This window comes from Rhodocaloribacter sp. (assembly GCF_056451265.1).
This window is the reverse complement of the sequence record NZ_JBWOPL010000053.1, coordinates 140,386-156,567: the sequence shown is the minus strand read 5'-3', so window position 1 is coordinate 156,567 and position 16,182 is coordinate 140,386. Positions and strand designations below refer to the sequence as shown.

The following is a 16,182-nucleotide window of genomic DNA, read 5'->3' as shown; positions in this document are numbered from 1 at the left end:
CGTGTCGCGCTTATCCGTCGGGCATCGTCGCGATGCATTTCAGTTCGATGGCGATGGGGGTCGGAAGGGCGTTGACCTCCACCGTGGTGCGGCAGGGCTGATTTTCAGCGAAATACTCGGCATACAGGCGGTTGAAGGCGGCGAAGTCGTCTTTCATGTTCGTGAGAAATACGGTCACGTCGACGAGACGATCCCACGACGAGCCTGCGTCTTCGAGGATCACCCGAACGTTTTCGAAAACGGATCGGCACTGCGCCTCGATGTCGTGCGCGACGATGTTTCCCGCCTCGTCGAGCGTGACGCCGGGAATGTCCGTGGCGCCGGGCCGACGGGGACCGACGCCGGAAAGGAAGAGCAGGTTGCCCACGCGACGGGCGTGCGGGTACGCGCCGACGGGCTCCGGTGCGCGGTTCGAGTGGAGGGTGTCGGGCATGTGTGGTGTAGGAGTGCGTTCGCGGGTCGATCGAGGGGTTCGTAGTCCGAAGAGCGAAAGATCCCTTCTTCAGCTTTTGTGGGTATGGGCGCCCATACCGCGCAAACGAAAGCATGCGGCTACATTTTCCTCATAAACAAAGGCAGCCTTCAGGCTGCGCGGGCAATCGCGCCGATGCGCCATCATGCGGAAGACGAGGCATCAGGTTGCCTCACTTACGTCATACGCACCGTTGCTCAGTTCAACTTGATGCATACGTTTTTCGGCTCGGTGAAGAAGCGGAGCGCTTCCCAGCCGCCTTCGCGTCCGACGCCGGAGGCTTTCATGCCGCCGAAGGGGGTGCGGAGGTCGCGGAGCATCCAGCAATTGATCCATACGATCCCGGATTCGAGCCGCTTTGCCAGGCGATGCGCGCGCGTCAGATGCTCGGTCCAGAGCACGGAGGCGAGCCCGTACGGGGCGTCGTTCGCGTACGCGAGCACCTCCTCTTCGGTGTCGAAAGGGAGGAGCGTCGCCACCGGTCCGAAGATCTCCTCCTGATTGACGCGGCACGTCGGGGCGAGTCCTTCGATGACCGTCGGCGCGACGAAGAATCCGGCGGCGCATCGGCCTTCGAGCAGGACGCGGCGGCCGCCGCAGAGGACCGTCCCGCCCTCTTCTTCCGCCAGATCAATATACGACAGAATCTTTTCGAGGTGGGCCTCCGAGACCACCGCCCCGAGGTCCGTCTCGGGATCGAGCGGGTCGCCGACCCGGAGGGCCTCCACGCGCGCCACGAAGTCGTCGCGGAACCGTTCGTACAGGGGGCGCTCGATGAAGATGCGGGAGCCGCACAGGCAGATCTCTCCCTGATTGGCGAAGGCGGAACGGACCGTCGTTTCGAGCATCTCCTCGTACCGGCAGTCGGCGAAGATGATCGTCGGGTTTTTCCCGCCGAGTTCGAGGGAGAGTTTTTTGAACATCGGCGCAGCCATTCGGGCGATGGTCGCACCGGTGCGGGTGCCGCCGGTGAACGAGATCGCCTTCACGTCCGGGTGGATCGTGAGCGCCGCGCCCACCTTGTGCCCGTATCCGTGGACGACGTTGAGCACACCCGGCGGAAAGCCGGCTTCGAGGCACAGTTCCGAGAGCCGAAAAGCCGTGAGGGGCGTGATCTCCGACGGTTTGCCGACGACGCAGTTGCCGGCGGCGAGGGCCGGGGCGATCTTCCATGTGAAGAGGTAAAGCGGGAGGTTCCACGGCGAGATACACCCGACGACGCCCAGGGGAGGGCGCAGGGTATAGTTGAGCGCCAGCTCGTCCGTCTCGTGGGCTTCGGAGGAGGCGTGGAGGATGGCCGTGGCGAAGAAGCGGAAGTTCAGGGCCGCGCGGGGGATGTCGACCGTTCGGGCAAGGGCGACGGGCTTGCCGTTGTCGGTCGATTCGTCGCGGGCGAGGGTTTCGAGGTTGGCTTCGATGAGGTCGGCGAGGCGGAGGAGCAGGCGCGATCGTTCGCGCGCGGGGGTGGCTGCCCAGGCGGGGAAGGCCTCTTTGGCCGCCGCCACCGCACGGTCCACGTCGTGCGCGTCCGAGTCGGGGATGCGGCTGAAGACCTCGCCCGTCGCCGGATTGACGTTGTCGATGTACGTATGACTGATGGGCGTTATGAGCGCTCCGTTAAGGTAATTGCTGAGGTATTCCATCGGTCCGGTTCGTAGCTCTCGGTTCAGGGCAAGGACTCGCCGCGCTCACAGGCACTTCGTTCGCCCGCCATCGACGGGGAGGTTGACGCCGTTGACGTAGGCGGCCGAGGGAGAGGCGAGGAAGGCGACGGCGAAGGCGATCTCCTCGGCGCGCGCGAAGCGCCGGGCGGGGATGGCGCTTCGCATCGCTGCGGCGACGTCTTCCTCCGGGCGTCCCGTCCGCTCGGCTTGTGCCGCGATGAGCGCCGCGAGCCGGTGGGTCTCCGTGGCGCCGGGGAGCACGTTGTTCACCGTGATGCCGAAGGGGCCGAGCTCCGTCGCCAGCGTCTTTGCCCAGTTCGCCACCGCGCCCCGGATCGTGTTCGAGACGCCGAGGCCGGGGATGGGCTGCTTGACGGAGGTGGAGATGACGTTGATGATGCGCCCGTAGGCCTCGGCCTTCATGCCCGGCACGAGCGCCCGCACGAGCGTCTGATTGCTCAGCACGTGCATCGCGAAGGCGCGTTGAAGCGCTTCGAGGGCGGCCTCGGCGAGCGGGCCGCCGGGAGGGCCGCCGGTATTGTTCACGAGGATGTGGACCGGCGGGTGCGCCTCCACGTATTCGCGGAGCTTCCACGCCAGCGTCTCCGGCGTTTCGAAGTCGGCGACGATGACCTCGTGCGCCTGTTCACGCGGCGAAGGCAGGCGCTCCCGGACCTCGGCGAGGGAGCGTTCGTTCCGGGCGACGAGGGTCACGCTCGCGCCGAGGGCCGCCAGCTCCATGGCGCACGCATACCCGATGCCGCGCGTGCTCCCACACACCATCGCTCGTTTCCCCGTCAGGTCAAGGTTCATGGGCCTCCATGCTTCGTGATATGCAACGAGGGAAGATAGGGAAACGGAGGCGAAGCGGGAAACGGGAAAGGATCACGGAGGGTAAAACCCGGGCGAAACCCTCCGGGTGCTTGCGCGAGTCGCCGCAGGAGCGTACCCTTGGCGCACCGGACGTTCGTAACCTCGCCGCCGGGGTTTCGTATCGCCGCATCGGCATTCCCATTCCTGTGCTTCCGCGTAACCGTTCCATGGAAAACATTCTCATCCCGCTTTTCGTCTTCTCGTTCATTTATCTGACGATCAAGATGATCCTCGACTATAATAAGTCGAAGATGGAACGGACGTCCGCCGAGGCGGATCGCAGCCTGGCGATGGGCGAGTTGAAAACGCTCATTCGGGAGGCGGTGGAGGAAGCGCAGGCGCCCCTGTTGGCCCGCCTCGAAGCGCTCGAAGGGCGTCGTCCGGAACTGCCCCCCGCAGAGCAGGCCCCGCTCCTCGAACTCCCGGAGCCCGAGGCTAAAGTGGAAGTCCCGCCTGCCCCCCCGCCCGTCCGGCGCACGCGGAGGCGTCCGGGTTGAACCCTCGTCCATCGGATCAACGGTGCCGTCATGCCTGAGGAAATCGTCGCCATCATTATTATCTCGATCATTGCAGGGACGATCATGTCCGTGGTGAAGATGAGCCTGAATTACCGTTCGGAGCGCTTCTCGGCGCGTTCGGGCGACGAGTCGAGTCTGACCCGGAGCGAGCTCGAAGCGATGATTCGGCGGGCGGTGTCGGAGGCGACGAAACCCCTCGTGGAGCGTCTCGAAGAACTGTCGGAGACGCTCGAAACGGATGCGCGGAGTCTGTCCGGTCACACGCCGGACCTTCTCGAAGGGTCCGATGCGTTCGAGTCGGAGGAAGCGCCGGAGCCGGTGCGACGCCGGACGCGGCGCCGTTCGGGCTGAAGGGCGTCCGAGCGGCCGGACGCAAAGCGCCCCTCCCGACCGGTGCGGGAGGGGCGCTCGAAGAATCGCTTGCGTTCGTCGGAAGGACGCGGCTTACGCTTCCGCATCCTGTGCCGCGAGGTAGGCTTGCGCGGCGGCCAGACGCGCGATGGGCACCCGATAGGGCGAGCAGGAGACGTAATCCATGCCCACTTCATAACAGAAGTGCACCGACGCCGGGTCGCCGCCGTGCTCGCCGCAGATCCCGACCTTGAGGAGCGGACGGGTCGAGCGCCCGAGCTTGACGCCGAGCTTGACGAGCTGGCCCACCCCCTGCTGGTCGAGTGACTGGAACGGATCGCCCGGCAGGATCTTGTGCTCGATGTAGTACGGGAGGAACTTGCCTGCGTCGTCGCGGCTGTAGCCGAAAGTCAGCTGGGTCAGGTCGTTCGTGCCGAAGGAGAAGAAGTCGGCCTCCCCGGCGATCTCGTCCGCCGTCAGCGCCGCGCGCGGGATCTCGATCATGGTGCCGATCTGATAGTCGATCTCGGCATCCTTTTCCGTGAAGACGAGCTTGGCCGTGGCTTCGATGACCGCGCGTTGATGCGCGAACTCGGCCAGCGTCCCGATGAGCGGGACCATGATCTCCGGCAGGACCGTGAGGCCTTCCTCTTTGAGCTCGATGGCCGCTTCGAGGATGGCCCGTGTCTGCATCTCCGTGATCTCCGGATACGTGATGCCGAGGCGGCACCCGCGATGGCCGAGCATCGGGTTGAACTCACTCAGCGCGTCCACTTTGGCCTTCACTTCGGCGAGCGAGATGCCGAAAGATTCCGCCATCTCCATTTGTCCCTGCTTGTCGTGCGGGAGGAACTCGTGGAGCGGCGGGTCGAGGAGGCGGATGGTGACGGGCAGGCCCTCCATCGCGCGGAAGATGCCGAGGAAGTCTTCTTTCTGGTAGGGGAGGAGGCGTTCGAGCGCCTGCTTGCGCTCTTCACGCGTGTCGGAGAGGATCATCTCACGCACGTGACGGATGCGGCCCTCTTCGAAGAACATGTGTTCGGTGCGGCACAGCCCGATGCCCTGCGCGCCGAACTCGCGTGCCCGGGCGGCGTCGGCCGGGGTGTCCGCGTTCGTGCGCACCTTCATCACGCGAAACTCGTCCACCCACGACATGAATTCGGCGAAATAGCCGCTCAGCTCGGGCTCGACGAGCTCCTGTTTGCCGAGGATGATCTCGCCTGTGGAGCCGTTGATCGAGATCCAGTCGCCTTCACGCACGGTGACTTCGCCGTTGGTGAAGGTTTTGGTCTTGTAGTTGATCACGATGTCGCCGCAGCCGGCCACGCACGGTTTGCCCCATCCTCGGGCCACCACGGCGGCGTGGCTCGTCATGCCGCCGCGTGAGGTGAGGATGCCTTCGGCCGCGTCCATGCCCCCGACGTCCTCGGGGCTCGTCTCGATGCGCACGAGGATGACGCGGTGCTCCTGCGCTTCCTCGGGCGTTTTGGCTTCGGCCGCGCGTTTCTTTGCACGCTCGGCGTCCTCGGCGGTGAAGACCACGCGCCCGACCGCCGCGCCGGGGGAGGCGGGCAGCCCGCGCGCAATGACGGCGCTCTGATAGGCCTCGGGGTCGGCAAAGCGGGGATGGAGGAGCTGGTCGAGATGGCGCGGCTCGACGAGGTCGCGCACCGCCGTGCGCTTGTCCACGAGTCCCTCGTGCACCATGTCCACCGCGATCTTGACGGCAGCCGTTCCGGTGCGCTTGCCGTTGCGGGTCTGAAGCAGGAAGAGCTTGCCGGTCTGCACGGTGAACTCGATGTCCTGCATATTCTTGTAATGCTTCTCCAGCAGATGGGTCGTCTCGACGAGCTCGTGAAACGCCTCCGGGAACTCCTCTTCCATCTGCTCGATCGGTTCGGGCGTCCGGATGCCGGCCACCACGTCTTCCCCCTGCGCGTTGACGAGGAACTCCCCGTAGAGCTTATGCTCGCCCGTGGAGGGGTTGCGCGTGAAGCAGACGCCGGTGCCGCTGTCCGGCCCCATGTTGCCGAAGACCATCGCCTGCACGTTGACCGCCGTCCCAAGGAGCCCCGTGATCTTGTTGATCTGACGGTATTTGATGGCGCGGTCGCTGTTCCACGAGTCGAAGACGGCGTTGATGGCGAAGGTGAGTTGTTCGCGCGGGTCCTCGGGGAACATGTAGCCCGTATGTTGCCGGTAGATGGCCTTGTAGCGGTCCACGAGCACCTTGAGGTCGTGGGCGGAGAGGTCCACGTCGCTGGCCGCGCCGACTTCCTCCTTGAGCGCGGCAAGGGCTTTTTCGAAGTGATGGTGCGGCACGCCGCTCACCACGTCGCCGAACATGTCGATGAAGCGGCGGTAGGCATCGAAGGCGAACCGCACGTTGCCCGTCTTCCTGGCCAGCCCTTCGACGACGGTGTCGTTGAGGCCGAGGTTGAGCACGGTGTCCATCATGCCGGGCATGGAGATGGCCGCGCCGCTGCGCACGGAGACGAGCAGCGGGTTCTCCGCGTCGCCGAAGCCCGCGCCCATCGCCCGCTCGACGTGACGAATGCCGGCCTCGACCTGCTCGGCCAGGCCTTCCGGCCACGCGCGCCCGAGTTCGTTGTACACTTTGCAGGCTTCCGTACTGATCGTAAAGCCCGGAGGCACCGGCAGGCCGATCGAACTCATCTCCGCCAGGTTCGCCCCCTTGCCGCCGAGCAGGGCCTTCATCTCCTTGTTCCCCTCGGCAATGCCGTTGCCGAAGACGTACGTGTATTTCACGGTGGTTTCTACCATCGCCTCTTTCTCTGCAGACTCCATGTGCGTGGCCAGGTGTTTTGGTGAATCGGGAAAGCCGTTTCGCGATGAGCGAAATCGAGCGCAAGATAATGGTTGCCCTCCTTATATAATGTGATGCTATCATCAAAAAAGCGCGTCGCCCCGGACGACCGGGAGGCTGGAAGCGCTTTTTGTGCAACTCCCGCTCCGGCGTTCGCGCGCCACGGCAGCAGAGGCGGTCGTACAGAGGCGCGGAGGCGGTGGTCGAAGGACGACGGAGCCCGAATGGCGAGGGGCTTCGGCGGGGAAAATCGGGTAGCATGGATTCGTCGGAGAAAGGCCGAAAGAATTACGGAGAAGCCGGGAGAAGGGAGGGGACAAGGGGAGGAGCGGGGATCGATGCCGGTCATGCATTCGGAACGTTCTCCCGGTAAGAGCGTGAGATTGCGCCCGATCCATGCTTCGGGCGCCGGGGGGCGGACAGGCCCTTGTCACCGCCCGTGAATAGCTTTTCCGGGGCGCATCGATAGCGCCGCAGATCGCCGAGGCGAGCGCGAGAACCCCTGCTCACGGAGCCTTCTTTCTTTTCCAAACCGCCGAAATCGAGCGGTCACCAATCTGTTGACACGTATGAAGCGATTAGTCGTCGTTGAATCTCCGACCAAAGCAAAAACCATTTCCCGTTTTCTGCCCCAAGAGGGGTATCAGGTGGAGGCGAGCATGGGGCACGTCCGCGACCTGCCCGCCTCGGCGGCGGAAGTGCCGGAACGCATCAAGAAGAAGCCCTGGGCCCGGCTGGGCGTGGACGTCGAGCATGACTTCGAGCCGGTCTACGTCGTCCCGGCGAGCAAGAAAAAGGTGGTGCAGAAGCTGAAAGCGGCGCTCAAGGAGGCCGACGAACTGTTCATTGCGACGGATGAGGACCGGGAAGGCGAATCCATCGGATGGCATTTGCTTCAGGTGCTCAAACCCCGCATTCCGGTGCGCCGCATGGTGTTTCATGAGATCACCCGCGAGGCCATCCTGGGAGCGTTGGAGCAGACGCGCGACATGGACGAACATCTCATCGAGGCCCAGGAGACGCGCCGGGTGCTCGATCGGCTCTTCGGCTATAAACTCTCGCCCCTGCTCTGGAAAAAAATCGCGCCGCGCCTGTCGGCGGGGCGGGTGCAGAGCGTGGCCGTGCGGCTGCTCGTGCTCCGCGAAAAGGAGCGGATTGCCTTCATGCCGGGTTCGTACTGGACGCTCAAGGCCTATCTCGCCAGAGACGGCGCGCCCTTCGAGGCACAGCTGACGCACGTTCGGGGCCTCCGCATCGCCACCGGACGCGACTTCGACGACCAGACGGGGACGCTCAAGGAAGGGCTCGTCTCGGGCAAGAACGTCCTCCTTCTGGAAGAGGAGCAAGCCCGGGCGCTGGCGGAGCGGCTCCCCGGCGCGCCCTGGCGCGTGACGAAGGTAGACATGCGCGACGTGTCGCGGTCGCCGTACGCGCCGTTCATCACCTCGACGCTCCAGCAGGAGGCCAGCCGCAAGCTTGGGATCTCGGCGCGGCAGACGATGCGCGTGGCCCAGAAGCTCTACGAACAGGGCTTCATCACGTATATGCGTACGGACTCGACGAACCTGTCGCAGGAGGCCGTTGAAGCCAGCCGCCGCGCCGTCACCGAACGGTATGGGAAGGAGTACCTCAGCCCCTCGCCCCGGCAATTCAGCGGCGCCGTGCGCAACGCGCAGGAGGCCCACGAGGCGATCCGCCCGGCAGGCAAGGAAATGAAGACGCGGGAAGAACTCGGACTCCAGGGTCAGGAAGGCGCGCTCTACGATCTGATCTGGAAGCGCACCGTGGCCACCCAGATGGCCGACGCCCGGCTCCGTCTCGTCACGGCGACCATCGAAGCCGGGGAGGGGGAGGATACCGCGCGCTTCCGCGCTTCGGGCAAAACGATCCTTTTCCCGGGATTCTTCCGTGCCTACGTGGAAGGTACGGACGATCCCGAGGCGGCCCTCGAAGACCGAGAGCAGCCGCTTCCGGAACTCCACGAGGGGGATGCCCCCACCTGCCGTAAGGTGGAACCGCTCGGGCGCGAGACGAAGCCGCCGGCGCGCTATACCGAAGCGACGCTCATCAAGACGCTCGAAAAAGAAGGCATCGGGCGACCGAGCACCTATGCCACGATCATCGACACGATCATGGAGCGCGGGTACGTGCGGAAAAAAGGTCATCAACTCATCCCCACGTTTACCGCCTTCGCCACGAACAACCTCCTCGAAGCCCAATTCAAGAAGCTCGTCGACGTCAGCTTCACGGCGAAGATGGAGCAAATCCTCGATGACATCGCGGCGGGGAAGACGGAGCCCAAGAGGTACCTCCGAGCGTTCTATTCGGGCGAAGAGGGGCTGGAGACCCTCGTCGAAAAAGCCCTCGACGTCGTCGACGCCCGCGCCGTCTCAACCATCCATTTCCCGAAGTGGGGCGACTACGTGGTGCGCGTCGGGAAATACGGCCCGTACGTAGAGGCCCATCGCGACGGCGAGCGCATCGTGGCTTCGTTGCCGGAAGACCTCGTGCCCGGTGATGTGACGGAAGAGATCCTGGAAGAACTGACCCGGAAGGCCGGCGACAAGGGCAACCACGTGCTCGGCATCCATCCCGAGCTTGGGCTGCCGGTCCTGCTCAAGGAAGGTCCGTACGGACACTATATTCAACTCGGCGACGATGAGAAGGAGGGCAAGCCGAAACGGATGTCCCTCCCGAAAGGGATGCGCCCGGAAGAGGTTACGCTCGAAGCAGCCGTAAACCTTCTGAAGCTGCCCCGCACCCTCGGCGTCCATCCCGAGACCGGCAAGCCCATCCTCGCCAATATCGGGAAGTACGGCCCGTACGTGCAGCACGAGCGGACGTTCGCCTCGCTCACCGAGAAGGACGACGTACTCACGGTCGACCTCCCGCGCGCGCTCGAGTTGCTCGAAGAGAAAAAAGCAAAGAAGCAGCCGCTCCGCGTGCTCGGCAAGCACCCCGAGACCGGAGAGGAGATCGAAGTGTGGGCGGGGAAATACGGCCCGTACGTGAAGCACAAACGTCTCAACGCTTCGCTTCCCAAAGACGGCAACCCGGATACGCTGACGATCTCGGAGGCCGTCGAACTGCTCGAAGCGCGCGCCGCCGCAAAAGGCAGCCGGAAAGGCCGGCGAAAAAAACGCTCGTAACCCCCGCACCGGCGGGCGAAACGTTTGGCGGGCCGGCAGGGAGGGACCGGTGGACCTCGATGGAGTGCGCCTACGGGAGAGCCGGGGCTATCGCCCGACGTCCTTTTCTCCGAGGCGAATCGAGTGGAGAATGTTGAGATAGCTCTCGTACCGCTCGATGGTGATCTCCTCTCGTTCCACGGCTTCCTTCACGGCGCATCCCGGTTCGTGGTCGTGGGTGCAGTTGGGGAAATGGCAGTGCGTGAGATACGGGCGAAACTCGACGAAGTAGTGCCCGAGGTCCGAAGGGTCGAGGTTCGTGATGCCGAACTCCCGGAGCCCCGGCGTGTCGGCGACGAAGCCGCCGATGGAGAGCGGATAGAGCGAGACGACGGTGGTGGTGTGGCGTCCTTTTCGGTGCTTCGCGCTCACGGCTCCGATCCGGAGGTTCAGTCCCGGCTCGATGGCGTTGAGGAGCGAGGACTTTCCCGCGCCCGAAGGTCCCATGACGACGCTCGTCTTGTCTTTGAGCGCTTCGGCGAATTCCGTGAGGCCTTCGCCCGTGAGCGCGCTCGTGAGAAGGACCGGATAGCCCAGCGAGCGGTAAAGATCCCGCATGAAAAACACCGCGTCGCGGTCGGCTTCCCGCATCAGGTCGAGTTTGTTGAAGACGATGCCCGCCGGGATCTCGTTCATTTCCGCAACGACAAGGAAACGATCGATGAAGCCGGGGTTGATCTTCGGCATGCGGATCGACTGAATGACCCATGCCGCGTCGATGTTGGCGGCGATGACGTGCACCTTGCCCACGCGCCGCCCGGCGGCCCGGCGGCTGAGTTCGTTCTTGCGCGGGTGGATCTCCGTGATGAGCCCGGTCCCATCCTCGTTCATCCGGATCGTCACCCGGTCCCCGACGACGACGGGGTTGGTCGTCTCGGAGGCTTGCAGGCGAAACTTCCCCCGAATCTTCGAGGGGATCACGCCTTCCTCCGTTTGCACGTCATACCAGCTTCCGGTGGACCGGATCACGATGCCCTCGCGGTGTGCGGGTCCGGACGATGCGGCGGGGAGCGTATGGGGGGCGGAGCGGTTCACGAAGATCGGATGCGGGGGATCGGTTCGGGGAGAAGGCGCGCGGAAGCCGGGGGCTTCGGGTGAAACCTGGCTATCCTGCGCTCGTCTACATTCTACGTCACCAGGACGTTCATTCAAAGCGCCCACACGCGCACAGATCCGACGGAATTCCCATGAGCGAAAAAGAGCAGACAGGCGAAGCCTACGAGAAGGCCCGGGCGGCGTTCGAGCAACTCGGCGTCGAGGAGCGCGCCGCCTTCCTCGTCGAAGCGGCGGCGGCCACCCTCGGGCGCGGGTTGGAGGAGGCGGGACGCACGCTCGCACGCGTGCTCGAAGACCTCTTCGCTGCCGGTGAAAATCAGGGCGGTGATGGCGAATCCGTCGAACCGGAAGCCCCGAAACCTGCGTCGAGCACCCGGAAGACCCCGCGCAAACGAACCACGAAGAAGGCTGCTCCCAACCCCCCTTCGCATGACGACGCCTCCTGACCCGGACGACTCGATGCCCGACTCCGAAAAACGCATCGTCGAATTCGAACGCCTCAATCCGCTCGGCAAAGCAGTTTTCCTCGGCGGGGCGATGGCGCGGTTGCTCGGTCAGTCCATCGAGTTCGTCCTCGAACGCACCGTGGACCTCGTCGTGGAAGTCGAGAATGCCTTCCGGGAGGGCCTCGACCCGAACATCGAAGACGCGAAGATTCTGGAGGAATCCGAGGAGCCGCGTCGCATCGTTCCGCCTTCGGGAGACGATGCATGATCACATGGGTATCTTTTCATGCATAAAAAAAGGGACCGTGCGCGCCATGCGCCGGTCCCTTTTCCTTGAGCGATCGGTGTCGCATTAATTCGTCATCGGCTGGTCGAGCATCGGGGCGCCGTTGACGCCGGTCTCGGAGGATTCCTTCTCCTTCTCGGGCGCCTCGAAGAACGCCTTCGGATCTGTGACGGGCTCGTCCTCGAGCACGATCTCGAGCACCTCTTCCATCCGCTTCACGTACGAGATACGCAGGCCGCGGAGCGCCGACTTTTTGATCTCGGAAATGTCTTTCCGGTTCTTGTCGGGAAGGACCACGCGTTTGATGCCCGCGCGTTTGGCGGCGAGCACTTTCTCCTTGATCCCGCCCACGGGAAGCACCATGCCGCGAAGCGTCACCTCGCCGGTCATGGCCACGTTGTGCTTGACGCGGCGCTGCGTATAGATCGACACGAGGGCCGAGAGCATCGCCACGCCGGCCGAGGGGCCGTCTTTCGGGACGGCGCCGGCGGGCACGTGGATGTGGACGTCCCAGTGGAGGAACGCATCGTACGGGATGCCGAAGTCCTCGGCGTGCGCTTTCACGTACGAGAGCGCGGTCTGTGCCGACTCTTTCATCACGTCGCCGAGTTGACCGGTGAGCGTCATGCGTCCGGAGCCACGGGAGACGGAGGCCTCGATGAAGAGGATGTCGCCGCCGACGGGCGTCCAGGCCAGGCCGGTCGCCACACCGGGCACCTCCGTGCGCTGGGCCACCTCGGAGAAGAATTTCCTCGGTCCGAGGTATTCCTTCACGTCGCGTTTGTCCACGGTCGCTTCGGTGATCTCGCCCATGGCGATCTTCTTGGCTACGCCGCGCGCCACCGCCCCGATGGTGCGTTCGAGTTGCCGCACGCCCGACTCTCGGGTGTATCCCGAGATGATGAGCCGTAGGGCGCCGTCGGTGAGGTGGAATTGCTCCGGCTTCAGGCCGTTTCGCTCGATCTGTCGCGGCAGCAGGTACTGCTTCGCAATGGCGAGCTTCTCCTCCTCGGTATAGCCAGTGATCTCGATGATCTCCATGCGGTCGCGCAGGGGCGCCGGGATCATGTCGATGTAGTTCGCCGTGGCGATGAAGAGCACCTTCGACAGGTCATAGTCGAGTTCGAGGTAGTGGTCGTTGAAAGCGGAGTTCTGTTCAGGGTCGAGCACTTCGAGGAGCGCGCTCGACGGATCTCCGCGGAAGTCGGATCCGAGCTTGTCGATCTCGTCGAGCATCATCACGGGATTGCTCGTCCCGGCCTTTTTGATGCCCTGGATGATGCGTCCCGGCAGCGCGCCGACGTACGTCCGTCGGTGGCCCCGGATCTCGGCCTCGTCGCGCACGCCGCCGAGGCTCATGCGGACGAACGATCGCCCGAGCGCCCGCGCGATGCTCTTGCCGAGGCTCGTCTTCCCGACGCCGGGCGGTCCGTAGAAGCACAGGATCGGGGCTTTCATGTCCCCCTTGAGCTTGAGCACAGCCAGATACTCGAGGATGCGCTTCTTCACCTGCTCGAGCCCGTAGTGATCCTCGTCGAGGATCTCCTGCGCCCGCTTGATGTCGAGGTGATCCTCGGAATACTCGAGCCAGGGGAGGTCGAGGATCCAGTCCACGTAATTGCGGGTGACGGCGTAGTCCGGCGAGGCCGGGTTCGAACGCGCCAGCTTGTCGAGCTCTTTGTTGAGCACCTCCCGCACGTAATCGGGGAGGTTCTTTTCCTCGGCGCGCTTCCGCAATTCGGCCACTTCCGAGGACATGCCGTCGCTCTCGCCCAACTCTTCCTGGATCGCCTTCAACTGCTGGCGAAGCAGGTACTCTCGTTGCTGCTGATCCACGTCGGACTTGACGCGGGACCGGATCTCCTCCGAGATCTGAAGCACCTGGATCTCGCGCGTCAGATGATCCATCACGAGGTCGGCGCGCTCCAGGATGGGGATCGTCTCGAGCAACTGCTGTTTCTCATCCACGTCCACCTGAAGGTTCGAGGCGATGAAGTGGATCAAAAACGTCGGGGAGTCGATGTTCTGGATCGCGTAGGCCGCCTCGCTGGGCAGATTCGGCGAGAGGTTGACGATCTGAATGGCCAGTTCCTTGATCGACCGGATGCGCGCCTTGAGTTCGATCTGGTCGGCGTCGACCTCTTCTTTGATTGGCGTCACGCGCGCCTTGAAGTACGGCTCGGTTTGCACGTACTCGTCCACGTGGAAACGCCGTTTGCCCTGGATCACGATGGACTTGGAGCCGTCGGGCATCTTGATGAGTTTGAGGATGGTCGCCACGGTCCCGACCGAATACAGATCTTCGGGGCCGGGGTTTTCCTGGTCGCTGCTCAACTGCGCCACGACCCCGATCAGGCGGTCGCCGCTGAAGGCATCCTTGACGAGCTTGAGCGAGGTATCCCGTCCGATGGTGATCGGCAGGACGACGCCCGGGAAGAGGACGGTATTGCGGAGGGCAAGAATCGGCAGGATCTCCGGCACCTCGGACGTGCTCATCTCCTTCTCTTCATCCGCCGTCGGGAGCGGAATGCTCTGCTCCGGATCGTTATCTATCAACCAAAAGGTATTTTCTCTCATAATGCTATTCACTTTACGCTATGGCTCAGATCACTCTGAAAAACCTGGGGGGACGCGGCCGGTGGGGGCGGGGACAGTACCGCATCCCGTTCATTTTTGTTCACCATTTTCTCAAAAACCAGGCCAAAGGGTAGGGCATGACAATGTGTCGGCTTCCGCATTTTTTACCCGGGGAGAGGGGACGCCCCGGGGAGGTCGTTGCCGTTATCGCCTGTCGAATCCGTTGCCCGGGCGTGGCCTTCGGACCCGGTTCAGTCGAGCAATTGGCGGACGGCGTCGTCGAGGTGTTGGAGCTTGAAGGGTTTGCCGAGGACGAGGTTCACCTGGTCGTCCGGAGCGCCGGCCTCGGTGTCTCCGGTGATGAGCACGATGGGGAGTTCGGGGAAGCGTCGGCGGAGGGCGCCCGCCAGTTGCCGCCCGCTCATCTCGGGCATGCCCTGGTCGGTGAAGACGAGGTCGAACGTCTCGCGCTCGACGAGGGCGAGGGCCTCGGCGCCGGAAGCGGCTTCGACGGCGGTGTGCCCCCGGAGGGTCAGCATCTTGCACAGGACGGTGCGCACGCCTCGCTCGTCGTCCACTACGAGGATGCGGGCGCGGCGTGCCGACGGCGTCTCGGCTTCGGGCGCGGGCGCCGCCTCGGCCGTCTCGGCGGGCGGGAACGTCAGCGTGAACGTGGAGCCGACGCCGGGCTCGGAAGCGACCTCGATGCTTGCCTCGTGCTCCTGAATGATGCCGTAGGAGACCGCAAGCCCCATACCGGTGCCCCGTTTCCCCTTCGTCGTGAAGAGCGGTTCGAAAATGCGGGCACGGACGTTCTCCGTCATCCCGGTGCCGGTGTCGGTGATGCGGAGCACGACGCCGCGCACGCCCTCGTCGCGGGTCTCGAAGCGGATGCTCCCGCCGCGCGGCATGGCGTGCACCGCGTTGAGGATGAGGTTGACGAGCACGTCCCGGAGCTCGGCGGCGGCGCCCATGATCGGCGGCACGGGCGCGAGGTCGAGTTCGAGGTCGATGGCGATGCCGCGCCGCCGGGGGTCGTTGTACCAGTACGGTTTCGTGAGGACCGTCGCGTCCCGGATCAGCGTCGGAAGGTCGAGCGGCTCGAAGACGGTCTCTTTCTCCTGACGGATGTACTGCTGGATCTTTCCGACGAGCGCGGCGCCGTCGAGGGCCGCCTGCTCGATGGGGTTCAGGTGTTCGGTCAGCAGGGCCGGAGGAACCTCGCCGGGGGGCGCCGACTTGAGCAGTTCGATGTGGCCCAGGACGCTGCTGAGCAGATTGTTGAAATCGTGCGCAATCCCCATGGTCATCCTGCCGAGCGTCTCCATCCGATGGCGCTGTGTCTGGCTCGCGGTCCACGTGCTCGGCTCGGCCAGCGCTTCGCCCACCACCGTGACGGCGCGCATCTCCGGCCTCTCCCCGGAGGCTGCGAGATGGACCGGCAGGAAGTGGAGCAGCACCGGCAACGGCTCGTCTCGATCCGGGAGATGGACCATGAAAAGCCGGCGCGTCACGAGCGAGCCGCGACCGGCCTCGCGGACGGAATCGATGGCCAGGGTCTGGTCTTCGGCGCTGCAGTGCGCCCAGGGATGTTCCGTTTCGCCGAAGACGGATACCCACGCCTCGTTCCGGAAATGGACCATGCCTTCGGGCGAGAAGGTGGCGACGAACACCTCGGACTCTACCGGCGTCAATGATTCGAGCGGGTCTGACATGGATCGTCGGGGCTGGGCTGGGGGTATCAGTGTTCCGTCGGCGGCGGCATCCGGGAGGGCAACACCGGTCCATCGTGGAGCCGGGATGAAAAAGGGGCGCGCGATGATCAAATGACGGGAGCAGGCGTTAGGTTCACGCTTCCGAAAGATCGGGGAACGCCGGGCACGCGAACCTATTCTTTCGTTTCTTCCTCTCGAACCCGCGGGCG

Annotated in this window: 12 protein-coding genes; 5 read left to right on the top strand and 7 right to left on the bottom strand. The window is 64.3% G+C overall.

Going from position 1 to position 16,182, the window contains the following annotated elements; translation table 11 throughout:
- Positions 1 to 10: 10 nt before the first annotated feature.
- From AC1HIY_RS09990 to AC1HIY_RS09980, 3 genes are all read right to left on the bottom strand, one after another.
- The gene (locus tag AC1HIY_RS09990; protein ID WP_479576584.1) at positions 11 to 433 is read right to left on the bottom strand and encodes a RidA family protein; all 423 of its coding nucleotides are present in this window, start codon (positions 431 to 433) and stop codon (positions 11 to 13) included.
- Positions 434 to 669: 236 nt separating this feature from the next.
- Complete coding sequence (locus AC1HIY_RS09985; protein ID WP_479576583.1) at positions 670 to 2,115, bottom strand: aldehyde dehydrogenase; 1,446 nt, start codon at positions 2,113 to 2,115, stop codon at positions 670 to 672.
- A gap of 45 nt (positions 2,116 to 2,160) precedes the next feature.
- Entirely contained in the window at positions 2,161 to 2,949 is a 789-nt protein-coding gene (locus AC1HIY_RS09980) for an SDR family oxidoreductase (RefSeq protein ID WP_479576582.1), read from the bottom strand.
- A 227-nt stretch (positions 2,950 to 3,176) separates the two neighbouring features.
- On the opposite strand from AC1HIY_RS09980, the gene AC1HIY_RS09975 reads away from it, so the two are divergent.
- Positions 3,177 to 3,506 (top strand): hypothetical protein, encoded by a 330-nt coding sequence (locus tag AC1HIY_RS09975; RefSeq protein WP_479576581.1) that lies wholly within the window; start codon positions 3,177 to 3,179, stop codon positions 3,504 to 3,506.
- 30 nt (positions 3,507 to 3,536) lie between these two features.
- Positions 3,537 to 3,878 (top strand): hypothetical protein, encoded by a 342-nt coding sequence (locus AC1HIY_RS09970; protein WP_479576580.1) that lies wholly within the window; start codon positions 3,537 to 3,539, stop codon positions 3,876 to 3,878.
- A 93-nt stretch (positions 3,879 to 3,971) separates the two neighbouring features.
- On the opposite strand, the gene ppdK is transcribed toward AC1HIY_RS09970, so the two are convergent.
- Positions 3,972 to 6,686 carry a pyruvate, phosphate dikinase gene (ppdK, locus tag AC1HIY_RS09965; RefSeq protein WP_479576579.1) on the bottom strand — a complete coding sequence of 905 codons (2,715 nt, stop codon included), beginning with the start codon at positions 6,684 to 6,686 and terminating at the stop codon, positions 3,972 to 3,974.
- Positions 6,687 to 7,274: 588 nt separating this feature from the next.
- On the opposite strand from ppdK, the gene topA reads away from it, so the two are divergent.
- Positions 7,275 to 9,854 carry a type I DNA topoisomerase gene (topA, locus tag AC1HIY_RS09960; RefSeq protein ID WP_479576578.1) on the top strand — a complete coding sequence of 860 codons (2,580 nt, stop codon included), beginning with the start codon at positions 7,275 to 7,277 and terminating at the stop codon, positions 9,852 to 9,854.
- 87 nt (positions 9,855 to 9,941) lie between these two features.
- Here topA and rsgA read toward each other — a convergent pair whose 3' ends face one another.
- Positions 9,942 to 10,928 carry a ribosome small subunit-dependent GTPase A gene (gene rsgA / locus AC1HIY_RS09955; RefSeq protein WP_479576577.1) on the bottom strand — a complete coding sequence of 329 codons (987 nt, stop codon included), beginning with the start codon at positions 10,926 to 10,928 and terminating at the stop codon, positions 9,942 to 9,944.
- Between the two features lie 152 nt (positions 10,929 to 11,080).
- Here rsgA and AC1HIY_RS09950 point away from each other — a divergent pair, with 152 nt between their 5' ends.
- Both AC1HIY_RS09950 and AC1HIY_RS09945 read left to right on the top strand, forming a co-directional pair.
- Positions 11,081 to 11,395: a hypothetical protein gene (locus AC1HIY_RS09950; protein WP_479576576.1), complete on the top strand. Its 315-nt coding sequence runs from the start codon at positions 11,081 to 11,083 to the stop codon at positions 11,393 to 11,395.
- A complete protein-coding gene (locus tag AC1HIY_RS09945; protein ID WP_479576575.1) occupies positions 11,379 to 11,663 on the top strand; it encodes a hypothetical protein in 285 nt (94 codons plus the stop codon). The genes AC1HIY_RS09950 and AC1HIY_RS09945 overlap by 17 nt, the downstream gene beginning before the upstream one ends.
- 84 nt (positions 11,664 to 11,747) lie before the next feature.
- Here AC1HIY_RS09945 and lon read toward each other — a convergent pair whose 3' ends face one another.
- A complete protein-coding gene (gene lon, locus AC1HIY_RS09940; RefSeq protein WP_479576574.1) occupies positions 11,748 to 14,258 on the bottom strand; it encodes an endopeptidase La in 2,511 nt (836 codons plus the stop codon).
- 251 nt (positions 14,259 to 14,509) lie between these two features.
- Positions 14,510 to 15,973, bottom strand: a complete 1,464-nt coding sequence (locus AC1HIY_RS09935) for a hybrid sensor histidine kinase/response regulator (RefSeq protein ID WP_479576573.1) — start codon at positions 15,971 to 15,973, stop codon at positions 14,510 to 14,512.
- Positions 15,974 to 16,182: the final 209 nt, after the last annotated feature.